The sequence below is a fragment of the Saccharopolyspora mangrovi genome (genome assembly GCF_035320975.1).
Taxonomy (GTDB): Bacteria; Actinomycetota; Actinomycetes; order Mycobacteriales; family Pseudonocardiaceae; genus Saccharopolyspora; species Saccharopolyspora mangrovi.
The window spans coordinates 57,387-82,747 of sequence record NZ_JAWLNX010000013.1; the positions used below are offsets into that span (position 1 = coordinate 57,387).

At 68.0% G+C, this 25,361-nt stretch carries 25 protein-coding genes, 1 tRNA gene and 2 pseudogenes; 14 read left to right on the forward strand and 14 right to left on the reverse strand.

The features are described 5' to 3' along the window. The first annotated feature begins 82 nt into the window (after positions 1-82). The gene (locus tag R4I43_RS19000) at positions 83-763 is read left to right on the forward strand and encodes a TetR/AcrR family transcriptional regulator (protein WP_324266992.1); all 681 of its coding nucleotides are present in this window, start codon (positions 83-85) and stop codon (positions 761-763) included. A gap of 1 nt (position 764) precedes the next feature. Here the strand turns inward: R4I43_RS19000 and R4I43_RS19005 are convergent, their stop codons facing one another. From R4I43_RS19005 to R4I43_RS19020, 4 genes are all read right to left on the reverse strand, one after another. After that, positions 765-1,409: a dihydrofolate reductase family protein gene (locus R4I43_RS19005; RefSeq protein ID WP_324266993.1), complete on the reverse strand. Its 645-nt coding sequence runs from the start codon at positions 1,407-1,409 to the stop codon at positions 765-767. Between the two features lie 181 nt (positions 1,410-1,590). Further along, on the reverse strand, positions 1,591-1,779 hold the full coding sequence (locus R4I43_RS19010) for a hypothetical protein (protein ID WP_324266994.1): 189 nt from the start codon (positions 1,777-1,779) through the stop codon (positions 1,591-1,593). Positions 1,780-1,860: 81 nt separating this feature from the next. Further along, positions 1,861-2,079, reverse strand: coding sequence for a helix-turn-helix domain-containing protein (locus R4I43_RS19015; RefSeq protein WP_324266995.1), 219 nt, complete (start codon positions 2,077-2,079; stop codon positions 1,861-1,863). 51 nt (positions 2,080-2,130) lie between these two features. After that, positions 2,131-3,018: an LLM class F420-dependent oxidoreductase gene (locus R4I43_RS19020; protein ID WP_324266996.1), complete on the reverse strand. Its 888-nt coding sequence runs from the start codon at positions 3,016-3,018 to the stop codon at positions 2,131-2,133. 183 nt (positions 3,019-3,201) lie between these two features. Between R4I43_RS19020 and R4I43_RS19025 the strand changes: the two genes are divergently transcribed. The 3 genes and pseudogenes from R4I43_RS19025 to R4I43_RS34315 all read left to right on the forward strand — a co-directional run. Continuing rightward, positions 3,202-3,975, forward strand: a complete 774-nt coding sequence (locus tag R4I43_RS19025; protein ID WP_324266997.1) for a sporulation protein — start codon at positions 3,202-3,204, stop codon at positions 3,973-3,975. A 72-nt stretch (positions 3,976-4,047) separates the two neighbouring features. Then, positions 4,048-4,734 carry a helix-turn-helix domain-containing protein gene (locus tag R4I43_RS19030; protein ID WP_324266998.1) on the forward strand — a complete coding sequence of 229 codons (687 nt, stop codon included), beginning with the start codon at positions 4,048-4,050 and terminating at the stop codon, positions 4,732-4,734. After that, positions 4,731-5,165 (forward strand): annotated as a pseudogene (locus R4I43_RS34315) (GNAT family N-acetyltransferase); the annotation flags it as partial. The gene R4I43_RS19030 and the pseudogene R4I43_RS34315, both read left to right, overlap by 4 nt. A 425-nt stretch (positions 5,166-5,590) precedes the next feature. Here the strand turns inward: R4I43_RS34315 and R4I43_RS19040 are convergent. The 6 genes and pseudogenes from R4I43_RS19040 to R4I43_RS19065 all read right to left on the reverse strand — a co-directional run bounded on the left by R4I43_RS19040 (position 5,591) and on the right by R4I43_RS19065 (position 10,646). Continuing rightward, a complete protein-coding gene (locus R4I43_RS19040; RefSeq protein WP_324267000.1) occupies positions 5,591-6,148 on the reverse strand; it encodes an MFS transporter in 558 nt (185 codons plus the stop codon). A gap of 94 nt (positions 6,149-6,242) precedes the next feature. After that, positions 6,243-6,791 (reverse strand): annotated as a pseudogene (locus R4I43_RS34565) (MFS transporter); the annotation flags it as partial. Between the two features lie 158 nt (positions 6,792-6,949). Then, positions 6,950-7,447: a YunG family protein gene (locus tag R4I43_RS34570; RefSeq protein WP_456115129.1), complete on the reverse strand. Its 498-nt coding sequence runs from the start codon at positions 7,445-7,447 to the stop codon at positions 6,950-6,952. Between the two features lie 3 nt (positions 7,448-7,450). Then, entirely contained in the window at positions 7,451-8,068 is a 618-nt protein-coding gene (locus R4I43_RS19055) for a pentapeptide repeat-containing protein (protein WP_324267003.1), read from the reverse strand. Positions 8,069-8,333: 265 nt separating this feature from the next. Beyond that, positions 8,334-8,642, reverse strand: coding sequence for a hypothetical protein (locus tag R4I43_RS19060; protein WP_324267004.1), 309 nt, complete (start codon positions 8,640-8,642; stop codon positions 8,334-8,336). A gap of 1,377 nt (positions 8,643-10,019) precedes the next feature. Continuing rightward, positions 10,020-10,646, reverse strand: a complete 627-nt coding sequence (locus R4I43_RS19065) for a maleylpyruvate isomerase family mycothiol-dependent enzyme (protein WP_324267005.1) — start codon at positions 10,644-10,646, stop codon at positions 10,020-10,022. Between the two features lie 399 nt (positions 10,647-11,045). On the opposite strand from R4I43_RS19065, the gene R4I43_RS34325 reads away from it, so the two are divergent. Both R4I43_RS34325 and R4I43_RS19070 read left to right on the forward strand, forming a co-directional pair. After that, complete coding sequence (locus R4I43_RS34325; protein ID WP_407691274.1) at positions 11,046-11,159, forward strand: ribbon-helix-helix protein, CopG family; 114 nt, start codon at positions 11,046-11,048, stop codon at positions 11,157-11,159. A gap of 125 nt (positions 11,160-11,284) precedes the next feature. Beyond that, positions 11,285-11,764 (forward strand): hypothetical protein, encoded by a 480-nt coding sequence (locus tag R4I43_RS19070; protein ID WP_324267006.1) that lies wholly within the window; start codon positions 11,285-11,287, stop codon positions 11,762-11,764. An 81-nt stretch (positions 11,765-11,845) separates the two neighbouring features. On the opposite strand, the gene R4I43_RS19075 is transcribed toward R4I43_RS19070, so the two are convergent. Next, positions 11,846-12,181 (reverse strand): hypothetical protein, encoded by a 336-nt coding sequence (locus R4I43_RS19075; protein WP_324267007.1) that lies wholly within the window; start codon positions 12,179-12,181, stop codon positions 11,846-11,848. Positions 12,182-12,901: 720 nt separating this feature from the next. Between R4I43_RS19075 and R4I43_RS19080 the strand changes: the two genes are divergently transcribed. Continuing rightward, complete coding sequence (locus R4I43_RS19080) at positions 12,902-15,214, forward strand: ATP-binding protein (protein ID WP_324267008.1); 2,313 nt, start codon at positions 12,902-12,904, stop codon at positions 15,212-15,214. A gap of 346 nt (positions 15,215-15,560) precedes the next feature. Next, the gene (locus R4I43_RS19085; RefSeq protein WP_324267009.1) at positions 15,561-16,883 is read left to right on the forward strand and encodes a glycerophosphodiester phosphodiesterase family protein; all 1,323 of its coding nucleotides are present in this window, start codon (positions 15,561-15,563) and stop codon (positions 16,881-16,883) included. 133 nt (positions 16,884-17,016) lie between these two features. On the opposite strand, the gene R4I43_RS19090 is transcribed toward R4I43_RS19085, so the two are convergent. Beyond that, a tRNA-Ser gene (locus tag R4I43_RS19090) sits at positions 17,017-17,101 on the reverse strand. A gap of 50 nt (positions 17,102-17,151) precedes the next feature. Next, on the reverse strand, positions 17,152-17,580 hold the full coding sequence (locus R4I43_RS19095; RefSeq protein ID WP_324267121.1) for a MarR family winged helix-turn-helix transcriptional regulator: 429 nt from the start codon (positions 17,578-17,580) through the stop codon (positions 17,152-17,154). Positions 17,581-17,747: 167 nt separating this feature from the next. Between R4I43_RS19095 and R4I43_RS19100 the strand changes: the two genes are divergently transcribed. From R4I43_RS19100 to R4I43_RS19115, 4 genes are all read left to right on the forward strand, one after another. Next, positions 17,748-18,719: an ABC transporter ATP-binding protein gene (locus tag R4I43_RS19100; RefSeq protein ID WP_324267010.1), complete on the forward strand. Its 972-nt coding sequence runs from the start codon at positions 17,748-17,750 to the stop codon at positions 18,717-18,719. Beyond that, the gene (locus R4I43_RS19105) at positions 18,716-19,486 is read left to right on the forward strand and encodes an ABC transporter permease (RefSeq protein ID WP_324267011.1); all 771 of its coding nucleotides are present in this window, start codon (positions 18,716-18,718) and stop codon (positions 19,484-19,486) included. The genes R4I43_RS19100 and R4I43_RS19105 overlap by 4 nt, the downstream gene beginning before the upstream one ends. 264 nt (positions 19,487-19,750) lie before the next feature. Then, entirely contained in the window at positions 19,751-20,554 is an 804-nt protein-coding gene (locus R4I43_RS19110) for a L,D-transpeptidase family protein (RefSeq protein WP_324267012.1), read from the forward strand. A 50-nt stretch (positions 20,555-20,604) separates the two neighbouring features. Next, a complete protein-coding gene (locus tag R4I43_RS19115; RefSeq protein ID WP_324267013.1) occupies positions 20,605-20,970 on the forward strand; it encodes a hypothetical protein in 366 nt (121 codons plus the stop codon). A 224-nt stretch (positions 20,971-21,194) separates the two neighbouring features. Here R4I43_RS19115 and hisC read toward each other — a convergent pair whose 3' ends face one another. Next, entirely contained in the window at positions 21,195-22,244 is a 1,050-nt protein-coding gene (gene hisC / locus R4I43_RS19120; protein WP_324267014.1) for a histidinol-phosphate transaminase, read from the reverse strand. Between the two features lie 316 nt (positions 22,245-22,560). On the opposite strand from hisC, the gene R4I43_RS19125 reads away from it, so the two are divergent. Further along, positions 22,561-23,247 carry a dienelactone hydrolase family protein gene (locus R4I43_RS19125; protein ID WP_324267015.1) on the forward strand — a complete coding sequence of 229 codons (687 nt, stop codon included), beginning with the start codon at positions 22,561-22,563 and terminating at the stop codon, positions 23,245-23,247. A gap of 66 nt (positions 23,248-23,313) precedes the next feature. Then, a complete protein-coding gene (locus R4I43_RS19130; protein WP_324267016.1) occupies positions 23,314-25,290 on the forward strand; it encodes an acetoacetate--CoA ligase in 1,977 nt (658 codons plus the stop codon). The last annotated feature ends 71 nt before the right edge of the window (positions 25,291-25,361 follow it).

Genomic DNA, 25,361 nt, shown 5'->3' on the forward strand with positions numbered 1-25,361 from the left:
CACGTTAGCGGGCCGGTAAGCTTCATTTGAAGATCTTCTCCCGGCGAATCGCAACGACGACCACGAGCGAGGTAGCGGACAGGTGGGCGCCAGGGCTCCCCGCGATCAGCGGAAGCTGCCACCCGGCCGGCACGGGATCCCGGCCGACCAGGTCGCCGATGACCAGCGCGGACGCATCATCGCCGCGGTCGTGGCCGCCGTCGGCGAACGCGGCTACGCCGATGCCACGGTCGAGGACTTCACCAGCCGCGCCGGGGTGTCCCGCAAGACCTTCTACCAGCACTTCGGCAACAAGCAGGCCGCGTTCCTGACCGCCTACGACCAGGTCGCCGAACGGGTGGTCACCGCGATCCGCAACGCCTACTCGGCCCACGACGACTACGTCGCCAGCGCCCGCGACGCGCTCGAGTGCACGCTGCGCGAACTCGCCGCCGACCCGGACGCGGCGATGCTGGGCATCGTCGAGGTCTTCGCCGCGGGACCGGAAGCGCTGCGGCGCCGCAGCGAGATCATCCGCAAGCTGACCGAGCTGATCACCGAGCAGACGCGAGACCTGCCGCAGGCCGCTCCGGGTGCGAGCTTCACCGCCGAAACCATCGTCGGAGCGGTGCTCGAAGTCCTCTACAACCGGGTCCAGCGAGGCGAGGCCGGCGACCTCCCGGACCTCCTGCCCGACCTGCTCTACTGCGTCATCGCCCCGTTCCTCGGCCACGACCGGGCGACCGAGGAGCGGGCGAAGGCGCAGCACCTCCCGGCCAGCTGACTCACCGGCGCCAGAAGAAGTGGTGCTCGACGCCGCTCGGCGCGGTGATGCGCTCCAGGTGGTAGCGGTCGGTCAGCTCCTCGGGGCTGTCCCAGAGGCGGATGCCGTCGCCGAGCTCGATCGGGACGACCCCGATGTGCATCTCGTCGACGAGGTCGGCGTCGATGAACTCGCGCAGCGTCGTGATGCCGCCGCCGATGCGCACGTCCTCGCCGTCCGCGGCGGCCTTGGCCTTCTCGACGGCCTCCTGCGGTGTCACGTCGACGAAGTGGAACGTGGTGTCGGAGAGCGTGAAGGACGGCCGCACGTGGTGGGTGAGGACGAAGACCGGCGTGTGGAACGGCGGCTCGTCGCCCCACCAGCCCTGCCACTCGTGGTCCTGCCACGGGCCTCGCTGCGGGCCGAACTTGTTGCGCCCCATGATCTCGGCGCCGATGTTGCGGGTGAAGTCGCGCGAGATGTAGTCCTCGAAACCGCGCGTGCCGCCCTCGGCCCGGTGCGGCCAGCTGGCCGTCGCACCGGCCCAGGAGAACAGCTCCCCGGGATCAACCGCGTGCCCGAACGGCTGCTCCAAGCTCTGCGCATGACCGGCGCCGATGCCGTCGCGGGAAACCGTCATGCAGTGAACCCGAACGCGTTGCCCCATGCCCTGTCCATTTCGTCGATGATCGCCTGGTTTCACCAACCTAGAGGACTCGACGGGCCCGGGTCTTCTCCGATCTTGCGCAGTCCGCGCACGCGCGGTCGGTGGGGCGAAAACCGCGGTGTTCGCACTGACGAATACCGCCGTTCTCGCCCCACCGACGGCGGTGTCCCCGCCCGGAGGGTCAGGCGCCGACGACCTCGGAGTCGGCGCGTTCGCCCGCCAGCAGGGCCACCCGGTAGTGGGCCAGCGACTTGTTGAGGCGGTCGCGGGCCAGCTTCGCCTGTTCGTCGTCGACCCCGATCCCGAGGTGCGCGCACACAGCGGCGCCGGTGGGCTTCTGCCGGGCCTGCAGGTCCTGTGTCTCATCCACGGACACCATGCTCGCAGCCCGCGGCCAACGTCGTTCCCCGAGGCCTCCGTCAAGCGGTTGAACGCCGGATGACGAGCGCGTTCACGCCTGCACGACGACGCCCATCGCCTCCAGGAACCGCAGCGCCAGCGGCTTGGCCGGGACGATCTGCTGCGCCTCGAAGCGCGCCACGTCGGACTCGCGGATCCCGGCCGACGCGGCGAGCCTCGCCTGGTCCCAGCCCAGCTCCTGGCGCGTGAGGAGCACCAGGCGGATCAGGTCCTCGGTGTCGTGGGGGTGTTCTTGCTCGGTTCCACTCACGCGCCGACCCTAACGACCGAAGATCACCGACCCATCAACCTGACGTCAGGCTCACAGATCGAGCGCGGGTGCGATCTCGCGCAGCGCGGGCAGCGGGTCGTCGGAGAGACCGTCCCCGAGGACCTGGATGACCACGTGATCGGCCCCCGCGTCGAGGTGGCGCCGCACGTGGGCCGCGATCGACTCGGCGTCACCGATGGCCACCAGGCGCTCGGCGAGCTTGTCCGACCCGTCCACGACCAGGTCGGATTCGTCGAAACCCTGCCGCAGCCAGGAATTCCGGTAGTTCGGCAGCTGCGAGTACATGTGCAGGTGCTGGTGCGCCCGGCGCAGCCCCACCTCCCGGTCGGTGGTCAGCGCGACGGCCTGCTCGCTGACCACCCACTTGTCGGGTCCGAGCAGCTCGCGCGTGGTCGCGGTCTGCTCCGGGGTGATCAGGTAGGGGTGCGCGCCGTCGCCCGCCGTGCCGGACAGCTCGATCATCTTCGGTCCGAGGGCGGCCAGCAGCCGGGTCGGGCGAGGCGCCCCGGGCTCGACCTTGTCGGACAGCTCGTCCATGCGCTGCAGGTAGTCGCGCATGGTGGCCAGCGGCTTGGCGTAGGTGCCGGCGTTGCCCTCGACGAGGGGAGCGTGGCTGACGCCGAGCCCGAGCACGAACCGCCCGCGGTGCAGCGCGCTGAGCGTGCGGCCACCGGCTTCGGCGGCCTTGGGGTCGCGGGCGTGGATGTTGGCGATGCCGGTGCCGACGACGAGCCGTTCGGTGGCCCCCAGCAGCGCCCCGGCCTGCGTCAACGTCTCCTTGCCGAACGCCTCGCCGTAGAACAGGGAGCCGTAGCCGAGCCCCTCCAACTCCTTCGCCCGGGACTGCACGTCCTGGATGCCCCAGGCATCGCTGGTCCACCACACACCGACACGGGACTGGAAATCGATCTGAGCCATGCCCCGACGCTATACCCGCGATCGGCTCGGAACACCTCGCGAAAACCGCGACGGGTGAACGCGTTCCGCGCGCCCGAGGGGCGCTGCCCCTCGACCAGCGGCACGAGCCTCCGGGCCCGCGAACTGCTCGCGTGATCGCCGGAATCGGCTCCGCGCAGCGCGCGCAGGCGCAAGACTGGGGGCATGTTCAAGAAGCTACTGGCCGCGGTGGGTGTCGGCGGCGCTGAAGTGGAGACCGAGCTGCGCACGCCGGGCGTCCAGCCGGGTGGCCCGGTGCAGGGCGTCGTCCGGTTGCGCGGCGGTGAGGTCCCGCAGCAGCTGGACGGGGTGTCGATCGAGTTCGTCACCCGCGTCGAGCGCGAGGTCAACGACGACGAGGTCGAGTCCCAGCGCGGCTTCGGCCGGCAGCGGGTGGGGGAGGCCGTCGCGCTGCAGCCCGGTCAGGTCCTGGAGCTGCCGTTCCAGGTGGCGGCACCGTGGGAAACCCCGATCACCTTCTACGACGGCCGCCACCTCCCGGGCGGCGAGGTCGCGGTCCGCACGAGGCTGGAGATCAGCGGCGCCGTCGACGCCACCGACACCGATCCGATCGGCATCGGCGCCCTGCCCGCCCAGCACGTCCTGCTGGAGGCGGTGGAACACCTCGGCTTCCACCTGCACCGGGTCGACTGCGAGGCCGGTCACCTGCGCGGAACCCGCCAGACGCTGCCGTTCTACCAGGAGATCGAGTTCCACGGCTCACCGAACTACCCGCGCCTCAAGCAACTCGAGGTCACCTTCATAGCGGGTCACGACGGCCTCGACGTGATCATCGAAGGGGACAAGAAGGCGGGCCTGCTCAGCAGCGGCCGGGATCTGACCAACGTCCTCAACGTCGACTACCAGGCGGTTCCCCAGGTCGACTGGGCGGCGGAGCTCCACAACCACCTCTCCCGGATGTCCGGCGGCTGGCTCTAGCGGGATCCGGGCCGAGCTGCGGCGATCTCGTCGCCACTTGTTCTGGAGCGGGTGCTCCATTATCGTTCGGGCGTGCCCAGACCGCGTGTGCATGACCTCGACCGAGTGCTCGACGTCGCCGAGCAGCTCGTCGTCGACGCAGGACCGGAGCGGCTCACCGTGCGCAAGCTCGCCGCGGAGAGCGGCGTGCCCAACGGCGCGATCTACCACGCCTTCGGTTCGCTGGGCGCGCTGCGCGGACGGATGTGGCTGCGCGCCGCCGTCGAGTTCCTGGACCTGCAGACGGCCCTCATCGATGACGCCCTGGGCGCGGCACCGGGGCCCGAGGACGCCAGGAACGCGGTGGTCGTCGCCGCCGACGCACCGGCGGAGTTGGCCGCGCGACGTCCGGCCGCGGCTCGGATGCTGATGACGGTTCGCCGGGAGCAGCTGCTCGGGCCCGACCTCCCCGAGGAGCTCGCCGATTCGCTGCTCGGACTGGACCGGCGGCTGGTCTCGGACGTGCTGTGCCGCTTGGCGATGGCGATGTGGGGGCGGCGGGACGGTCCGAGCATCGAGGTGATCACCAGCTGCGTGGTGGATCTGCCGACCGCCCTCCTGCGCCGAGCGCTGACCCAGCCCGCCCCGGGAGGGGCGGTGCAGGTACCCGCTGATCTGCGAACGCGCCTCGCGGCCGCCGTGCGCGCGGTTCTCGACCTCGAGCCGCCGAGGCGGATCAGCTCGCAGGGAACGACTCACACGGATCGAAAGACGACATGACCAACACCGGATCCCAGTCCTCGCAACGCCCTCCCGAACTCCGCCGGGGAGCGAAGGAGGTCTCCGTCGGGCACGGCTTGACCGGCCTGCTCTGGACGGACGTGCGGGCGCAGCTGTCCGCACCGGCCCGGCAGCACCTGCGCGCCACGCTCCCGCCGGTCGCGGTGCGGGCGTTCACCGCCACGACCGAGCAGTACTGGCAGAACTGGCTCTCCGACGAGAACCTGGACCGCTTGTCGGGTCTCGTCGTCGTGGTCGACTCCGCCGGTCTGCCGGTGGCGTGGGTGGCCAGCAACGAAAGGCGGTTCGGCGGGCGCAGGTGCTTCTACGCCAACTCGGCGGGCGTGCACCCGGACCACCAGGGCGCCGGTCTCTCCAGCACGATCTGGCGGGCGCTGCTGCGCTCCGCGATCGTCAAGGCCGCACCGCACAAGCTGTACGCGGTGATGCGCACGGGCAACCCGCTGGTCTACGGCGCGTGGTCGTCGGCCACCGGCAGGAGCGACGCCACGTGGCCCGCCCCGGGCGCCGAGGTCCCGGAGCACGTCCAGCGCATCGCGGCCGACGTCGCCGCCGACCTCGGGCAAGCGGAGCGCCTGGACCGCCGCACGTTGGTCATCACCGATGCCTACGACGACACCGAAACCGGGCTGTGGACGAGCCGCCCCACGTCCGACCGCGCCGACGTCGACGAGTGGTTCGAGACGATCCTCGGCCCGCGCGACGCCATCGTGCTCGTGGTGGCGTTCGACCCGGTGCGCATCATGCTCGGCGAAGCCCGCAGGACCGTCCGCCGCACCCTGGGCCTGCGCGGCCCGACCTCCCGAAGCTCCCGGTCCCGAACCTGAACCCCAGCTCAACCCCGCGCAGTCGACGAGGACGCGCCCAGGAGGAGGTCGCGGGTGTGGCGGAGGGGTGAGCTGAGCAGCCACGCCGAGGAGGCCAGGACGCCGAGGTCCGCGATCCACAGGGTGGCGCGCATGCCGAGGTGAGTGCTGCTGACACCACCCAGCAGGGCACCGAACGGGGCGGTGGCGCGGAGCATGAAGCGCATCGTGGCGTTCATCCGGCCCAGCAGGTGGTCCGGGCACAGCGCCTGGCGGAAGCTGGCCTCCACGATGTTCACCGAGATGAGGCAGAACCCGCTGATCAAGCCGCCAACGGCGAACCACGCGAGGTGCGGTCCGGGCCGCGTCAACGGCACCAGCAGCATCCCGGCCCCGAGGCCGACGACGCCCAGCAGCATCAGCCGGGCTTGCCCGATCCGGCGCGCGATGGCACTGGTGGTCAGCGCTGCCGTCACAGCGCCGAGCGGGCCGATGCTGCTGAGCAGGCCGACTTCTCCCGGTGTCAGCCCGATTTCGAGCGACAGGAACGCGATCGTGATCGCGATGCTCGCGGACTGGAAGAACACGACGCTGGCCCCGCTGCAGGGATCGCCCGCAGAACGGGTGGCCGAAGACGAACCGCAGTCCTTCCCGAATCTCGGGCACCAAGCTGCGGGTGCGGCGTTCCCGCCGGGGTTCCGCGGTCGTGATCGAGCGCAGCCAGCCGGCCGACCACAGGAAGCTCACCGCGTCGACGACGATCGCCAGGGGCGCGGTCAGCCACTGCACCAGGAACCCACCAGCGGCAGGACCGGTGACCTCGGCGATCGACATGTTCGCCTGGAGCTTCGAATTCCCCTCCACCAGGTGCGATCGGTCCACCAGCCGGGGCAGGTAGGACTGGTGGGCCACGTCGAAGAACACGGTCAGGACGCCGATCACCGCCACGGCCGCGTACAGGTGCCAGAGCGTGAGCGAGCCGAACGCGGCCGCCGCTGGCAGCGATCCCAGCGCCAGCGCCCGGCCCACGTCGGCGATCAACAGCACGGGGCGGTTGCGCCAGCCGTCGCACCACGCCCCGACCGGCAGCCCCAGCACCAGGAACGCGGCCGTCTCCAGCACGGCCAGCATCGAGACCTGGAACGGAGAAGCGCCCAGCTGACTGATGGCCAGCAGCGGAAGCGCCACGAAGCTGATCCGAGAACCGATCTGGCTGAGCCCGTCAGCCACCCATAATCGCCGGAAGTCAGCGCCGATCAACCCCGAACCGAACAACGGTCCCCTTCCCCAGCCGTGCGCCTTCCGACCGGATCTCGGACGCGGCGCTTCGACGGTGACGGTAACGCCGGGCTGCTCGGTGTCGGGCGGTTCGCGGTTACCGGGGAAAGTTAGCGCTCGAGGTTTTCGGGAACTCGTTCCCGGAGGGTTTCGTACTCCGCGTCGAGACGTCCACCGCCGGTCGGGCGGGGGAGGACCTCCCCGTGGCCGACGACCTCGTTCGCGGCGAACTGCTCTCGGGTCAGGTCCAGTTCCAGTCCGTCGCCGAGGCGGTTCCACCAGTGGTAGTCGACCCACTCGCCGTCGCGGTGAACCTCTCCTCGCACGAGATCGCCACCGAGGAGGTCGTTGAGGACGAGAGCCGTGGTGCCGCATTGGCCACGAGCGGGATTGCCTGGGTGCCAGTCGGGAACGTCTTCCGGCGCGCAGGTGTCAGCGCCCACGAAGCTCGGACCGCACGTTCCACATCGGTCAAGGATCTGAGGATCATGCGCCGCAGCTTTCCGGAGGCCACCGACATCGAAAGCCTGGCGTAGCCGCTGAGGGGCAACTGAGACGAGCAGCAACGCGGCTCGGCGGGGAAGATCCCCACCGGGCCGCGTTCGCACTGGTCAACCGAGCGGAAGCGGCGGGATTAGAACCCCGCGGTCGCTCTCGCGACGCTCGCTTTCAAGCTCTGAGAACGCCAGTTCGGATGAGTCGAAGAATTTAACCTTACTGAATGTGACTCCGCCGGACTCGAATGCTTTTATCCCGTACTTGGCCGACGGCAAGGCATCTTCACGCAGAGGTGCGCTTTCGATGCCGAATTGCGAGCAATCGAAATCCGCGCTTCTGTAGAACTTCGCGTATTCAAACGTTGCGTTTTGCCCAAATGATGGCGACTCTCCATCGAAACTCGCGAATTGCGTGAAGGTGAATCGTGCTCGTCCGTAGAAGAGCGATTCTTGGAAGACCGCTTCCTCGAAGCAGGCGTGGTCAAAGTCGACGTACGAGTCGAAACGTGCTTCAAGGAAGTTGACGTGTCGAATGCGTGAGGCTTGAAAAGAAGTCTCTCCGCAGAACCTTGTTCCTATGAGTTCGCATGATGCGGCGTTCAGTTCCGTCAAGTTCAGTAAAGCGTTGACGGCGTGCAGCGAGAAGTAGGGCGGCGGCCCCGCCGGTGCCAACGACGATTGTGCTTGCGATACGGATCGCTTCGAGTTGGTTTTTGCTGGCGGGGTTATCATTCCCGAAATAGTGCAGCATCGCCCAGAGCGTACCGAGTGCGATCGCGGGCAATTCCGATAGCCCAGATGGTAATGGTGCGCTGGGAAAGAACTCTATAAGCCGCCGGTTGTTGCGGCTTCAGTTGGCGGCCCCGTCCCTTGAGCCAGCCGATTAGCCCTTTGAGTCGACCCATGATCATGAGTCTTCCATCTACGGTGTGCACTTTGACCTTGATCGACCAGATTCGTACATGCGCCTGTCAGGGGCCAGACGTAGACCGGCGGGTCAACGAGGCCGGACGGCCTTGGCAGACACGAGCTGGTTGACCACGATCCCGGGCTTTCCTGAGCGGTTGGTGAGTTCGAAGGTGGCGAGTGCCCACCAGTCGCCGGTGATGGTTTGGTGCCAGGCGTGTAGGACGCCGGGGACGGTTTTGGTGATGTCGATGCCGGCGGCGCGGACGCGGAGCGGGGCACCGTCTAGGCCGCGGGGGCGGGGGCTGGGTGGCAGGACGTAGGCGAGCTTGATCCAGATGGGGACTGGGGCGTCTGGTCGTCGCCGCGTGCCCTGCCAGTCCCCGTCCTTGTGCGTCATGTGGTGCCCGCCTGGAGTGCCCGTAGGGCGGGCCGGTCGAAATGGGGTGCAGGTCGACCGGCCCGCATCGAGCCGGGAGATCTTCCCCATCGTCCCAACCCGACTTGCAAGCATCTTAGAACGTGCGTTCGAAAGATCGCCAGTTTCCGTCGTGGCGTAGCTGTGTCAAGCTCTGACGCCAGCTTTAGGGAGAGCTGGGCAGTGTGCGGGTATTTGCGCAGGTAAGGTCAGTGGCGTGCGTTCCCTATGGCCGTCATTGCCCGTGCATTGCCCGTAGGTCGTGTTGTGAGAGTCGGCCAGTTGCTGAGGGACTCCACTGCCCCGGCTGTTGATGCGAAGGTGATCTTCGTGGTCGTCTGCACGTGCACACCCGTCGGCAGTGAGAAGAAGTTGTTAGAGGGCTACTGAAAGTGCCCCCGCCAGTGAGCGAGGCTGTGGCGGGTGATCAGTGTCTCGGGGTGATCGGCGCCGAGCACCCGCAGGAAGTCGGCCAGTAAGTCTTCTAACGCGGCGGTAGCGCCCGCCGCATTCCCCGACTCGCCTCGCCAGTGAGCGAGGTTGCGACGGGTTTTCAGCGTGTCGGATTCCGGCGCCGTCGGCGGCCCGGTCCGGCCTTGGGGCGGCGTGGCGTTTTCATGGTCAACACCGTGCCAGCAGCCCGCCCGGCCTGGGGGTGGTTCATGGTTGATTTGGGGCGCGGATTAGACCCGCGCATAAGGCCCGCACCCTGCGGTGTGGCGGCCAGACCCGTCCCAGAACATGAGCGGACCCCACGGCCATTCGACCGCGGGGTCGCGAAGTAGCGGAGACAGCTCCGCTGACGCCGCACCTGGGTCTTTTGCCCCTGCGTCGCCGACCTGCGGCGCCGGAAGCTGATCTCGCCTGCTCGCGCGGACGGAAGGGCTGCCGAACGCGCCAGCTTACGGTGGTCCGCCAGTCGACGATCCAGACGATGACCCGCCCCGCCGGCAGGCCCGCGTTGGGACAAGCCGCACACGCACTTCGCGGCCATACGCCGGACCGTTCGATCAGCGTCTGAAGACGCTCTCATCGCCAATTCAGCCCTGAATCATGCCCGCTCGCCAGCCTGTTCCTGCCACTAAGTGGAGTAGCTCGATGTTGGGAGAACCCCGTGAAGCGAATGCCAGGCCAGGCATTGACTCTAGCCTTGCTGTTGGCAGGGGCGAGCATGATCGTCGGTGATCTACTGTGCACCCCCGGCAGCTGGTCGGGCTGGTACCAGCTTGGGATCGGGCTGCTGTTTTGGAGCCTGATGTCTGTGAACCATCACCTCGACCAGATGACGCTCGCTACCCCAACGGGACATGTCGTAGCGCGCACAGTCCCCGCTCCGGGCGGTGTGGCCGGCGCGGATAGTCAGATCGCGGCGGCTAGCTCGTCTACTCCCGGTCCGTCGAGGTAGTCCAATGCCACCCGCCGCCCGGAAATGGCCAGGAGCAGTGGCAGCGTGGGACCTCTCACCTCCGGACCATCGCCGCATGACACGTCGGCGTCCGTTGCTGTCAGCCGCGCGCGGGCCACGAGTTCCTTGGCGCCGCCGAAGAAGGCTGGGGTGCGAGCCTGCAGGCGCAGCGATCTGACGACGGCCTCCTTCGGGTAGGAGCGGGTGAGCCCCAGAGGTCGGCGAATGTCCTCGCCGTGCACGACCTGTTCGACAAGCCGGCTGTCGACGGGCCCGGGTGGGGTCGACCTCCGCGATGCCACCTGACGAAGCCGCTCCAGCGTCTCCTGCGGTGAGGCACCGCGCTCACGTTCGACACCGCGGGCATTCTGGCGGTGAAAGTCGAATCGCGCCCGAGCTAGGTTAACCACGAAACCGAGCCGCGTCGTCCGGGCTGAGCTGACCAGATGGGCGGCCACGTCGTGCACGCTCCAGTCCTCGCACAGCGACGCCTCGTCCCACCGTTCGTCGTTGAGGTTCTCGAGGTCGTCGATCAGCGCCGCACGCTCCGCGTGCACGATCGACCAGACATCATCGCCCACGATCTCCTCCTTCGGTGGCAGGCGTCTCCGCCAGATGCAGACTCGCGGTAACGCGGGAACTCATCGCAAGAGCTGCTTCCTCGGCTTCTGGTACGTACCAGCCGCCAAGTTCGAGCGGTGCAGTCCAGACCGCCATGGCCCCCGGAAGCCGTGCGCCATTGAAGGAAGGGCAAGCTGCGCGGCAGACAGCCCAAGCTCTCGCCGAGGCAAAGGGGCAAGCGCAACCGCGGCCTTGACGCGCTTCGACAGCCAGGGCCGGCGCATCGATGAGGACTACGTCGAGGCCGCCGTCGCCGAGGTCGAACGCGATGACGCGCAGCTCGACGACACGCGCGCGGAGTTCTCCCCCGCGGTCGCCCTTCGCTTTCCGGGCCCGGAGTGCGGTCCCCTCGCGTGGACGTGCGGGTGGGTCACTCGCTCAAGAAAAGCCTCCTGGCCGCAGCTCGTCGCCAAGGCCGCCCGGAATCCGAGGTGGTTCGCGAGGCGCTGGAGGAGTACGTCGCCCGCCACTGACCTCAGCCCCACAGCGCGAATGCCAAGGCGACACCGGCTGTGGAGAGCGTTGCTGAGACAGCGGGTGTCCCGGGGTACGACGGAAACCGCCACGGAGTGTCACCTATCAGGGTTACGCTCTGCATATGGATCTTGGAACCAGGCACGACGTGCGCACCGACCTGACGCAGCTGATTGACCTGGCCAGCTTGTTGGTCTGGTCTGAGGACGACAACAAGTGCGGGGTGCGGCATCACACCGAGGACCAGAAGAAGGCCTTGGATGCCGCCGAGGAGCGACTCGCACTACACGGGCTGGGTCAGCACATCGCCGGCGCTGGCGAATGGCTGGAGGAGCCGTACGTGAACAGCGATGCCTTCGGCGACGCGATGGACCTGCCGCTCATCGCCTTCAACGTCGCCGCCGGCTGCAGCGAGCCCGTCCGGTCGGTGCTAAGCGAGATCATCGCGCGCGAGTCCGTGGTGGGCCTGTGGAACGAGCACACCAGCACCTCGCCGCTGCAGGTGTTCGACGCCTGGGCAGAACAGGTCCGGGCCGTGTCCATCCGCCTCGCCGGTGCTTTCCGGCATCGCTACAACACCTACGCCAAGCCCTGGACCCCGTGACCTCCTGACCCGGCGAGCGCTTTGCCTCTGCACCGACCGGTGTGGAGGTGAGCGCAGCTCGCCGGCGGAATCGGCCGGGGATCAGCGCTGCGATGGGTCCTGGATCTCGGGGTCGTACGCGACCGAGATGACGACCTCTTCGTCGTGCGGGCAGTGACCGACCGCGGGGTGCGGTTTCGGCATCCCCAGGTCGCCGAAGGCCGCCCATGCCCGCAGGGTCGCGTGCGGGTCGGGGTCGACGTCCGGTACACGACCAGCCAGTGTGCGGGACAGGCCCGGCGAGATGGTCCAGGTCAGGGGTGGCAGTCCCAACCGGTCGGCCTCGGCCAGCGTCTCAGCAAGCGCTTTGGTGGTTTGGCGCTGCGCGGCCCGATCGAGTGCCGCGCGCTCGGTGTCGATCAGGTTCGTTGAGATCATGCAGCAATCTTCTCGCGCCACCGCCACCGGAGGTTGCTCATGGGGGTACGTGTCGCCCCGGATTAGTGGCGGCCTTCGAGTTCCGCAGCTCGGCCGGTGAGCTTTTCTTCGCTGTTGAATGGGCCTGCCTGGGGGCGGGTCATCGTCGATGTCAGTGGACTGGTGAGCGGCCAGAGGCCTGGCCGCCCTTCCGCCCGCCCAGGCAGGCCCGAACCAGCCTCAACGGAGGTGAGTGGCTGGGTGAAGGGGCGAAAGGCCTTGGCTGAGGCTGGTGGGCTGGGCGCAGGCTGGCGCTGTGAAGGCTCTTTGGAACGGTGTGATCAGTTTCGTTATCTGGAGGTCGGTTCTGGCCTCAGCCACATGAGCGATCTTGGTGTCCCGGTCGTGTGGCAGGTAAGTATCCGGGAGCTGTGAGGCACTGATCGCGCGGTAGACCTTCGTCGTGATCTTTCACGCGGCGCGGGCAGTGGCCGCAGACAGCTCAGTCAACTGGGTCGTGGTGAACGCCGAGTCCTACGACATCCATGTCGAGGCGACCGCGTTCCTGGTAGGTCTGACGGGTCGGGACTCACCGAACACGATCAGGGTCTACGCAGGCCGCACGACGTTGTATCTGACCTACTGCGCCGCTCACCGAGCGGACTGGGCCATAATTTTCGGCTTCGCTGTTTCGTCTGAAGCGGTGGCTGGTCCAGGCTATTGCACGTCACACTGATCGTCATGTCTGGTAGGTATGGCGTCCACAACCAGCTGAGCGACACCGTCGCTCACGGAATCGTGCAGGCCGACACCATTCACGGCGACGTCCATTTCAATCCAGCAGCCCCTAAACGGGGCATCCCGCTCCAGCTCCCTGCCGCGCCTTGGGTATTCAGCGGGCGCTCGTCCGAACTCGACGCGCTGACCAACGCACTCGGAAGTACCACCGATCGCCCGGCAACGGCTGCGATCTCCGTGATCAGCGGAGCCGGCGGCATCGGCAAGACTTCCCTCGCACTGCGCTGGGCCCACTTGAATGCCGATTCCTTTCCCGATGGTCAGCTGTTCGTCGACCTGCGGGGATTCGCTCCCTCGGGCACGCCTATGCCCCCGGCAGTCGCTGTGCGAGGCTTCCTCGACGCTCTGGGGGTGGAACCAGCTGCAATTCCCATGGGGATCGACGGCCAGGGAGCTCTCTACCGCAGCCTTGTCGCTGGACGCCGCATACTGATCGTGCTGGACAATGCCCGCGACGCCAGTCAGGTCGCTCCGTTGCTGCCTGGAAGCGCGACCTGCACTGTGCTCGTAACCAGCCGTGATCGGCTTGCAGGCTTGGTCATCGCGCATGGCGCCCGACCAGTCGCAGTGGATGTGCTGGATGAGCAACAAGCACAGGATCTCTTGGCCCATCGTCTCGGCCAGCAGCGGCTGGCTGCCGAACCACAGGATGTGGTCGACGAGCTGATTACCTACTGTGGCGGGTCACCCCTTGCCTTGAGCATTGTTGCGAGCCGCGCCGCTCTCGAACCGCAGATGCCATTAGAGGTCCTCACAACGGAACTCGAGGAGAGCGCCAACAGACTGGATGCCCTCGATGAAGGCGACCCGGCCATAAGCCCGCGCGCAGTGCTGTCCTGGTCCTACGCTGCGCTCACGTCAGAGCAGGCGACCGTATTCCGGCTGCTCGGCGTAGTCCCCGGCCAGGACATCAGCCTGCCCGCCGCCGCCAACCTCACCGGTCTCACCACACGCCAAACCAGTGCCCACCTCAAGGCGTTGGAGCGAGTGTCCCTCGTTCAGCAACACCGCCCTGGCCGCTACACGATGCACGACTTCATTCGCCTGTACGCAGCCGAACAAGCCCATCAGTTCCATGACAATTGCGAACTGGAGCTAAAGCGGCTGGTCGAGTTCTACCTGCATACCGCGCACGCCGCCGACCAGAGAATCAAGCCTGGACGCACCCAAATCGAGATCGCACCGCCCGCTTCCGGTTCCGCTTCCGAGACACTCCGAGATGACGCGACAGCCTGGACATGGCTGGAGACTGAGCACCACTGTCTACTTGAGATGCAACAACTGGCCCTCAACCGCGGTTGGCACACGGCCGTGTGCCAAGTCGCGTGGACGCTGGCAACTTTCCATTACAGGCGCGGGCACCGTCATGACCAGCTCGCTGCATGGCGCGCGTCGCTGACCGCTGCCGACGAATTGCGGGATCCAGCTGTGCAAGCCCGAGTCCGGCGAGTTCTCGGTAACGCGTGCACACGCGTGGACAGATCGGCAGAAGCTATCGGCCATCTCCAGCAAGGCCTGGCCCTTACCAGTGACATCGGTGAGCGGTCGAACATCCATCGCGTGTTGGCGTGGGCATGGGGACAGCAAGGCAATTACCAGCAAGCCTTGGAGCACGCCGGCGAAGCGCTCGAACTCGTCCAAACCATCCAGGGTTCGAATGAGGAAGCCCCAGCGCTCAACTTGGTGGGCTACTTCCACGCTCGACTTGGCCACCACGACCAGGCCCACGCCCACTGCGAAGCCGCCCTCACGTTGTTCCGCCGCGGAAACGAGCGCCTCGGCGAGGCGCACACGCTGGAGAGCCTCGGCTACATCGCCCACCACAGTGGCGACCACAGCCAGGCCATCAAACGCTACGAACAAGCGCTCATGCGATTCCAGGAACTCAACCACACCTACGCAGAAAGCGACGTGCTCGATCGCCTCGGCCAGGCCCAGACAGCTATGGGCACCCACGATCAAGCACGACACAGCTGGCAGCTAGCCCTCACGCTCTACCACAAGCAATATCGAACCGGCGACGCCGACCGCGTGCAGCAACAGCTGGCAGCCCTCGATGAACCCACGAAAGTGCTCGGAGTCCCGGAGCGGACGGTCATGGGGTGGTCCAACACCGCGATGGCGGCCAGGTACCAACACGTGACCGCTGCGATCCGCCGCGACGTGGCCCACAGCGTCGGGGGGCTGCTGTGGAAGCCGGCGGCCGACGATTCTGGCTCGGGCGGAGAGACAGTCGCACGGTCCCGGACGGCCTGACAGGGCGCAACTGCTACCACGACCAACAGGCACCGGCGGGAAAGATCCCCGCCGGTGCCTGTTGTGTTGACAGAGTTGATCTAGTCATTCGTCTAACGAGCGCTCTACTCATCTCCGCAGCCAGTCCGTCTAGCCAGAAAGCCTTTTCCCGGCAAGCGGAAAAAGGCTCACTGTTCATTTATGTGCGGAGTATTCAGCCAAAGTCGTTCAGGATACGTTTACTTGCTCGGTAAAGGGTTGCTCCGCTTTCGTCAGATTGGAGCTTTCCGTGGGCACTTCGTCCGCCCGTCACCGTGTGGCGCTAGGCGCCGTCGCGCTTAGCATCATCGTCCCCACCGGATCCGTGGTGGCTGCACCGTCCTCGGCGAGCCAGACCGCGCCGATCGAGCGGATCCACCGGGACTTGCTGAATCATTCCGCCGACGCGCCGTTGATGGCGGCCGCTCACCGCGGAGCCTGGCGTGACTACCCCGAGAACTCCCTCGCCGCGATCGACGAGGCCGTCCGCGATGGCGCCGAGATCGTCGAGATCGACGTGCGCAAGACGGCCGACGGTCACCTGGTGCTGATGCACGACGAGACGGTCGATCGCACGACGAACGGATCGGGCAAGGTCTCCGATCTCACGCTGGCGCAGATCAAGCAGCTACGGCTGAAGGAACACCTGGGCGGGGAGCAGACCGCCCTGACCTCGCACGCGGTCCCGACCCTGGAAGAGGCCATGCTCGCGGTCAAGGGCCGCGCGATGGTCAACCTGGACAAGGGCTGGAGCATCCACGAGGACATGTACCGGGTGCTCAAAGCCACCGGCACGGTCAATCACGGCCTCTTCAAGGGCAGTCCGACCGTGCAGGAAGCGGCCGACTTCATGGCCAAGGACCCCGAGATCCTCTACATGCACATCCTCAAGGACGAAAACGCGAACGTCGTCGGGACGTTCCCCGGCCGTCAGCCGGTGGCCTACGAGATCGTGTTCGACCAGCCCACCGATCCTCAGGTCCAGCCCGGCCTGCTGGAGAAGATCCAGCGGGACAGCCGCGTGTGGATCAACACGATGTGGAACGATCTCGCCGCTCAGAGCACAGACGAGGACTCCCGGCGGGACGCGAGGCTCGGCTGGGAGACAGTGGTCAGCGAATACGACGCGTCGATGATCCAGACCGACGAGATCGAAGGCTTGCACTACTGGCGCAACGGCGGTGACATGCGCCGCTGGGAAGCCCAACCTGGAAACCGCACGGTGCGGGTCCAGGCGGAGGATCACGCGCCCGGCGGTGAGGGCGTCGGCTACCACGACCTCGACCCGAACACCTGCGGCACGGAAGGCGATGTCGACGTCTGCGACATCGAAGGCGCGATCGCGGTGAGCTCCATTCAGCCCGGCGAGTGGATCAAATACACAGTCGACATTCCCAGGCCCGGAAGCTACGAGGTCTCCGCACGACTGGCCTCCAGCGGCGTCCCCGCCGGACGCATCGCGATGACCTGGGCGAACGGAGCCACGGACGACTACGACATCGGCAACACCACAGACGCGCGCCGGGCATTCGACCTGCAACCGATACAGACTCGCCACTTCGAAGCAGGCAAGCACGAGTTCGTCGTGAAGATCGACCAGAACGTCGCGCCGAACTTCAACCTCGACCTCTTCCAATTCGACCTCAAGTAAGCCGAGGCCACAACGAAAGGCCGGCCTTCCGGACGGCCTGACAGGGCGCAACTGCTACCAAAACTGCTACCACGGCCAACAGGACCCGGCGGGAAAGATCCCCGCCGGGTCCTGTTCGTGCTGGTCAGCTGAGCGGAAGCGGCGGGATTCGAACCCGCGGTCGCTCTCGCGACGCTCGCTTTCAAGGCGAGTGCATTCGGCCGCTCTGCCACGCTTCCACGCCGCAGCGTAGCCAACTCCGGATGGTCGGCCTACAGCCGGGCCGGGGTCATTCGAGGCTGCGGAGGTGGGCGGTGAGGCGGCTGAAGACCGAGGCGAGGGTCTTCTGCTCGTCCGGGTCCAGGAGGTCGATCATGTGCTCGCGGACGCCCTTGACGTGGTCCGGGGCGGCTCCGCGCAGCTTCGCCAGGCCGTCCTCGGTGAGGACCGCGAGGACGCCTCGGCCGTCCTCCGGGCATTCCTGGCGGCGGACCAGGCCTTCCTTCTCCAACCGGCGGATCTGGTGCGACATGCGGCTCTTGGAGTGGGCGATGCAGTTGGCCAGCTCGCTCATCCGCATCTGCATGTCCGGGGCCTCCGACAGCGAGACCAGGATCTCGTAGTCGGCGATCGACAGGCCGTGGGTGATCGCCAATTCTCTGTTGAGGCGGTGCTCCAGCAGCGCACTGCCCACGATGTAGGCGCGCCAGGCCGTCATCTCCGTCTCGCCCAGCCAAGGGGTCAACTGCTCGGTCGCCTCGCTCACCCGGTCAGGTTACCGAGGTCGGACGAGTTGCGGGCCGTGACGGAAACCTCTGGACAAAAATCGATTGCCGGTCCTCCACTTCGCGCGACTAGCATCGAACACCGAGCCAGGGGGTCGATGTGTTGGTCGCGGTCGAGGTCAGCGAGCTGGTCAAGCGGTATCCCAAGAGCAGGTCCAACGCGGTCGACGGCCTCTCCTTCCAGGTGCGCGCGGGCGAGGTGTTCGGGCTGCTCGGGCCCAACGGGGCGGGCAAGACCACCACGGTCGGCGTCCTCACCACCAGGGTGCAGCTGACCAGCGGGAAGGCCGTCGTCGCCGGGGTGGACGTGGCCGCGGACCCGGTTGCCGCGCGCAGCAAGGTCGCCGTCGTGCCGCAGCGGGTGAACCTCGACCGCTCGCTCAACTCGCGGCAGAACCTGGTCTGGCACGCCACCTACCACGGCGTTCCGCGTCCCGAACGGCATCGGCTGGCCGACGAGCTGCTGGACCGGATGGGCCTGACCGACAAGGCCAAGGCCCGCGTCGACGACCTCTCCGGTGGTCAGGCGCAGCGGCTGATGATCGCCCGCGCGCTGATCCACAAACCCGAGGTGCTGTTCCTCGACGAACCCTCCACCGGCCTGGACCCGCAGGCCCGGCTGTTCGTCCACGACCGGATCAACGACCTGCGGGCCGAGGGGGTCACGGTGGTCCTCACCACGCATGACATGGACGAGGCCGAGAAGCTGTCGGACCGCGTCGGCGTCGTCGACCACGGCAAGCTGCTGACGCTGGACACCCCGGAGGCGCTGATCCGCTCGCTGCCGGGCAGCGGCACCCTCGACGCCACGGTGCGTCCCGACGGCAACGAACCCGAGAAGATCTCCGACCTGCTCGCCGAGATCGCAGGCGTCGAGCGGGTCGAGGTCATCAGCCCCGAGGACGCCGCCGAGCTGCGGCTGCGGCTCTACGTCGGGTCCGAGCCAGCCGGGCTGGTGGGGCCGATCGCGCAGACCCTGCACGAGCGCCGGATCCCGGTCAGCGACCTCTCGCTGGGTTCGGCGACGCTCGAAGACGTCTTCATCGACCTGACCGGCCGGGAGTTGCGATGAGCTCGGTCCGCGCGTTCCTCGCCGTCCTCGGGCGGGACGTCTTCGTCACCGGCAGGGAGCTGCCCAGCTTCCTGGCGCAGGTGCTGGTGCAGCCGGTGGCGCTGCTGTTCATCTTCGGCAAGGTCCTCGGCGAGCTCGGCTACACCCAGCCCGGCTACGCGCAGGTGCTGCTGCCCGGCATGATCGCGCTCAACGCGTTCCTGGTGTCGCTGCAGAACACCTCGTTCCCGCTGGTGCTGGACTTCTCGTACTCGCGGGAGATCGAGGACCGGCTGCTGGCGCCGCTGCCGATCAGCTGGGTTGCGGTGGAGAAGATGCTCTTCGGCGCGCTGCGCGGCCTGTTCGCGGCGGTGCTGATGGTGCCGATGGGGATGTGGATGCTCGGCAGGATCGACTGGGAACTGGGCGGTGTGCCGTTCGCGCTGCTGTGCATGGTGCTCGGTTCGGCCTCGGGCGCGGCCGTCGGGTTGACGGTGGGAGCAGCGGTGCCGCCGCGGCGCATCAACATCATGTTCGCGGTGATCCTGGCGCCGCTGATGTTCACCGGCGCCACCCAGTTCCCGTGGGCGCAGCTGGAGCACCTGCGCTGGTTCCAGGTGCTGTGCGCGATCAACCCGCTGACCTACGTCAGCGAGGGCATGCGCGGGGCGCTGCTGCCGGGCATCCCGCACATGGCTCCGTGGGTGTGCGTGCTGGCGCTGCTGTTCGCGACGGCGCTGTTCGGAGCGCTGGGAATTCGGTTCTTCCTGCGCCGCGCACTCGACTAGGCATCGCTCGGCCGAGGGAAAAGATCCACACGATCAGGTGATCAGGTATCAGTAACGACCTCCGGTCGACGGCACGGAGAACCTGTTTTCCCTGATCAGAGACCGAAACGGGGTCCAGTGGCGGACCCGGGTCGGTTCGGTGGTGCGAGGACGCCCGGATAGCTTCCCGTCGGCATTTGATCTCTCGGATCAGCTGCCCACCTCCGGGCGCTCCAAGGCGTTTCGGCCCGGAGGACCACAGCGCCAACGGGCCAGGAGCCGATGATGAGCCTACGTCGCACAGCCGGCGGCACCGCCCGCGTCGTGCGGGCCCTCACGGCCGCCGCGCTGGGCCTGGCGTGCGTCGCGCTGACCGGGTGCGCGGGCACCGCTCCCACCGAACGGCCTCCGTACGCGATGGCGAAGGCCGACCTCGGCATGCAGGCCGACGCCACCACGTTCACGGAATTCCCCACCGCTCCCGCCGATCCCGCACCTGGCGGGGACACCGAGGGAGTGGTGCTGCGGGTGCTCTCGGACGTGGCGGTGCACCAGTCGCCTGACGGGCCGGTGTTCGCGAAGCTGCCCGCCAAGCAGCTCAACAACCCCACGTGGGTGCCGGTCATCGCCGAGCGCGGCAAGTGGGCGCAGGTCCTGCTGCCCTCCCGGCCCAACGGCACCACCGGCTGGGTGCTGGAGGACGAGCAGACCCAGCGCGCTCGCACGCCCTACGCGGTCGACGTCGAGGTCGACGCGCGGCGGCTCACGGTGCGCCGCGACGGCGGCGTGATCGGGCAGTGGGTGGTCGGTGTCGGGGCGTCGGATTCGCCGACGCCGCGCGGCCGGACCTACATCATGGCGGCGATCGAGGAGACCGTCACCAAGTTCAGCCCGATCATCCTGCCGCTGGGCATCCACTCCAACACCTTCAGCACGTACGGAGGCGGACCGGGCACGGTCGCGCTGCACACCTGGCCCGACCCCGCGGTCTTCGGCCAGGCCAGCAGCGACGGCTGCGTCCGCGTCCCCGCCGACGCGCTGCGCCTGCTGGCGACGCTGCCACTGGGCACGCTCGTCCACCTGCGGTGACCCCGCCGCTGGTGGAGTTCCCCCGAGAAACAAGGAAGAGGAAGCGATCTATGCGCAAATCGGCTTACATGGCGGGCGCGCTGGCCGTGGGCACCGCGAGCATGGTCCTCGGCGGTTCTCAGGCCTTCGCCGACAGCACCGACAACGACGGCATCAACATCGGCAACGACAACAACGCGAGCGTGCTGCCGATCCAGCTGTGCGGCAACAACATCGCGATCCTCGGTGCCGTCGTGCCGGTCGCGTCCCCGCAGAACGTGGTGTGCTCGGCGAACGCCCCGATCCAGGAGGGCCCGGGCGAGGAGCCGCCCACCGACGAATCCCCGGCCGAGGAGCCGTCCGTGGATTCCAGCAAGTCGCTGCCCGAGGCCCCGGCCCCGGTCGCGGTCCAGGGCCACCACGCGGTGACTGGCTGAACTACACCCGGATGGCTGGGTCGGCCACCTGAACGGGTGGACCCCTGTCGCTTTTGTAGCGGCAGACCCGGCCCGCCACTACATTCCGGTGCTGCGTAGATCGCTACGCGTAACAGTGGTCGTTTCGGCTCAAGCGACCACGATCGCAGCGGTGGTGGCTGGCGAAGTACTCCCCCTCTCTTCGCCGGTCACCACCGTTGCTCTTTCTGGGAGAAGCGCTTTCGTCAGCCGAAGGACTTCGCCGCAGCCAGGAACACGTCGTTCTCGTCCGGCCGCCCGATGGTCACGCGGGCACCGTCACCGGCGAAAGCCCGCACCACGACCCGGTTCTCCAGGCAGTGCTCGTTGAACGCGCTGGTGCGCTCACCCAACGGCAGCCACACGAAGTTGGCCTGCGTCTCCGGGGCCTCGTAGCCCATCGCGACCAGCTCGCGGTGCACCCGCGCCCGCTCGGACATCACGTCGGCGCAGCGGCGGCGGAGCTCGTCCTGGGCCTGCAGCGAGGCGATCGCGGCGGTCTGGGCGAGCGCGTTGACGCTGAACGGGATCGTGACCTTGCGCAGCGCCTCGACGACGTTCACCGGCCCGATCGCGTAACCGGCGCGCAGCCCGGCCAGGCCGTAGGCCTTCGAGAAGGTCCGCATCGACACGACGTTGTCGCGGACGCGGGTGATCTCCACGCCGTCCGGCGCGTCCGGGTCGTCGACGAACTCGAAGTAGGCCTCGTCGAGGACCACCAGCACGTCACCGGGCACGCGGTCCAGGAACGCGTCCAGCTCGGCCTTGCGCACAAGGGTGCCGGTGGGGTTGTTCGGGGTGCACACGAACATCAGCCGGGTCGCCGGGGTGATCGCCGCCAGCATCGCTTCGAGGTCCAGGGCGTGCTCGCCGGTCAGCGGCACCTTCACCTGCCTGGCCCCGACGACCTGGGTGATGATCGGGTAGGCCTCGAACGACCGCCACGGGAAGACGACCTCGTCGTCGGCGGTGCAGGTCGCCTGCACCAGCTGCTCGCACAGCGCGACCGAGCCGCAGCCGACCGCGACCTGCTCGGGCGCGACGTCGTAGTGCGCGGCGAGCGCCTCGGTCAGCGCGCTCACCCCCATGTCGGGGTAGCGGTGGACCTCCGTCGCGGCCTGGTTGATCGCAGCCACCGCGCTGGGCAGCGGGCCCTCGGAGACCTCGTTGCTGGCCAGCTTGATCGACCCCGGCACGGTTCGGCCGGCCACGTAGGGCGGCAACTGCTCCAGGTCGGCACGGGTGCGCACGCTCATCGAAATCTCCTACCTCGATCCGTCACCGAGGACGTTAACCCGACGTCCTCCGCCGCCACACCACCGCTGTCCCCTTCCCGCCTCGGTCGCCGCAGCGCAGAGCGCGCCCCGGTGAGCGGACGCCCAGGAGGGGCGGTTCGGTGAGAGCTGACCGGGCGAAGGGGACATCGATCACGGTGCGGTTCTTGACCAGAACTGCCCGATGCCAATGCTCGTTGTCATCGTTCGCCGGGAGCGCGACTCCCTTCGGGCACGTGTTGGTCCGTATGGATGACGCTGTTGCCGGGTGTTCACTTACCTGTGGTTACCTGCGGACATGATCCAAACCCGTACCGAGACGATCGCGCTGACCGACGGCACGGGGCTGCGGCTGACCGTCGCCGAGCCCGACAACGTGGTGCGCGGCGGTCTCGTCTTCCTGCACGAGGCGCGCGGAATCACGGAGCGGGTGCGCAAGCTCTGCAGCTCGCTGGCCGAGGAGGGCTGGCTCACCGTCGCCCCGCACCTCTACCACCGCGACGGCACCGACGAGCTCGCCGACGATCAGTGCGAGCACGAGCAGGTGCGCAAGCTCTCCGGCGAATCGGTCCTCGCCGACACCGACGCCGCGTTCCTCTGGCTCACCGACCGGGGCGTTCCTGCCGACCGGCAGGGGATCATGGGCTTCGACATCGGTGGCTCCGCGGCTCTGGTGGTCGCGTCCAGCCGTTCGCTCGGCGCCGCGGTCAGCGTCGGCGGCTCCGGCATCCTCGACCCGCTGTCGGCTGCGCTCCCGCCGCTGGTGGAGGTCGCCGGTGAGCTGGCGTGCCCGTGGCTGGGCCTCTACGGCGACGACGTCGAGACCGGTGAGGTCGACAAGCTCCGCGAGGTCACCGACGCGGCCGAGGTCGCCACCGACGTCTTCCGCTACCCGGGCGCCGGGCACCGCTTCGACCTCGACGCCGATGCCGCCGCTGAGGCGTGGCGCCGCGCGCGGAACTGGTTCGACCTGCACCTCCGCTGAAACGTCGTGATCACGGGTGACGTCCGCCCTGGCAGGGAGGGCCTCCGGTGGGTTAGGAAGTAGCCCATGACGACCGCACCGGAGCTGTTGTGGGAACCGAGTCCGGAACGAGTGGCCGCCAGCGGGATGGCCGCCTTCCGCACTTGGCTGCGTGACGAGCGCGGGCTCGACCTGCCGGACTACCGCGCCCTGTGGGAGTGGTCGGTGGCCGACCTGCCCGGCTTCTGGTCGGCGATCGCCGAGTTCTTCGACGTCACCTTTCACGACCGCGCCGAGCAGGTGCTGCCGGAGGAGGTCATGCCGGGCGCCCGCTGGTTCCCGGGCGCGACGCTGAACTACGCGGAGCACGCGCTCCGCGACGGCGAGGGCAAGGCCGACGAGGACCTGGCGGTGGTCTTCGTCCGCGAGGACGGCCGCAGCGAGGAGATCACCTACGGCGGGCTCCGCAACCGGGTCGCCGCCGCCCGCTTCGCCCTGGCCGAGCTGGGCGTCGGTGCGGGTGATCGGGTCGCCGCGCTGGCCCCGAACAGCCCGGAGACGTTGGTGGCGTTCCTGGCCGCCGCGAGCCTGGGCGCCACCTGGTCGTCGTGCTCCCCGGACTTCGGCGCCCGCGCGGTCGCCGACCGCTTCGTGCAGATCGAGCCGAAGGTCCTCATCGCCGTCGACGGCTACTGCTACGGCGGGCGCCGCTTCGACGTCCGCGAAACCGTCGACCAGCTGCGCTCGGAGATGCCCGGCCTGGCCGCGACGGTCCTGATCGACTACCTCGGCGAGGAGCACGGCCTGCCGGGCGCGCTGGACTGGTCGGAGCTGCTGGTCCACCACCGGGGCGCGGCGCTGGAGTTCACCCCGGTGCCGTTCGACCACCCGCTGTGGATCCTGTACTCGTCGGGCACGACGGGACTGCCGAAGGGCATCGTGCACGGGCACGGCGGCATGGTCCTGGAGCACCTCAAGGCCATCGGCCTGCACTGCGACCTGGGGCCGGGGGACCGGTTCTTCTGGTTCACCACCACCGGCTGGATGATGTGGAACTTCCTGGTCGGCGGCCTGCTGACGGGCACCACGCTGGTGCTGTTCGATGGCAGCCCGGGATACCCGTCGCTGTCGGCGCTGTGGGAGCTGGCCGCCCGCTACCGGGTGAACTTCTTCGGCACGTCGGCCCCGTTCATCCAGAGCTGCCTGAAGCGGGAGCTGCGCCCGAAGGACGACTTCGACCTCTCGGCCCTGCGCGCGGTCGGCTCCACGGGCGCTCCGCTGACCACCGACGGCTTCCGCTGGATCGCCGACGCAGTCGGCGCGGACGTGCAGATCGCCAGCGTGTCCGGCGGCACGGACCTGTGCACGGCGTTCGTCGGTGCGAGCCCGGACGTCCCGGTGTGGCTGGGCGAGATCTCCTGCCCGCTGCTGGGCGCGGCGGCGGCCTCCTACGACGAGTTCGGCGAGGAGCTGCACGAGGAGGTCGGCGAGCTGGTGCTGACCAAGCCGATGCCGACGATGCCGGTGTTCTTCTGGAACGACCCGGACGGAAGCCGCCTGCGCGAGGCCTACTTCGACACCTTCCCGGGCGTCTGGCGCCACGGCGACTGGGTCCGGATGACCGACCGCGGCTCGCTGGTGATCTACGGGCGGAGTGATTCAACTCTCAACCGCGGCGGCATCCGGATGGGCACCGCCGAGTTCTACCGGGTCGTGGAGGGCTTCGAGCAGATCGCCGACTCGCTGGTGATCGACACCTCCGGTGCGGGCGAGACCGACGGCGAACTGCTGTGCTTCCTGGTCCTGGCCGAGGGGGTGGAGCTGAACGAGGTGGTCGGGGACCTCAAGGACGCCCTGCGCACCGAGCTGTCGCCGCGCCACGTCCCGAACCGCTTCATCGTCGTCGACGAGGTCCCGCGCACCCTGAACGGCAAGAAGCTGGAGGTCCCGGTGAAGAAGATCCTCGCCGGCACCCCGCCGGAACGGGCCGTCAGCCGCGACGCCCTGCAGAACCCGTCGGCGCTGGATCCGTTTGTGCAGCTCAGCAACACCGCGGAGGGGTGAACGGACGATTAAGGGACCCCCCTGTTCGAGGGCGTTGAGGGGGTGTGTAAAGTTTTCTCCGGTGGCCGCGA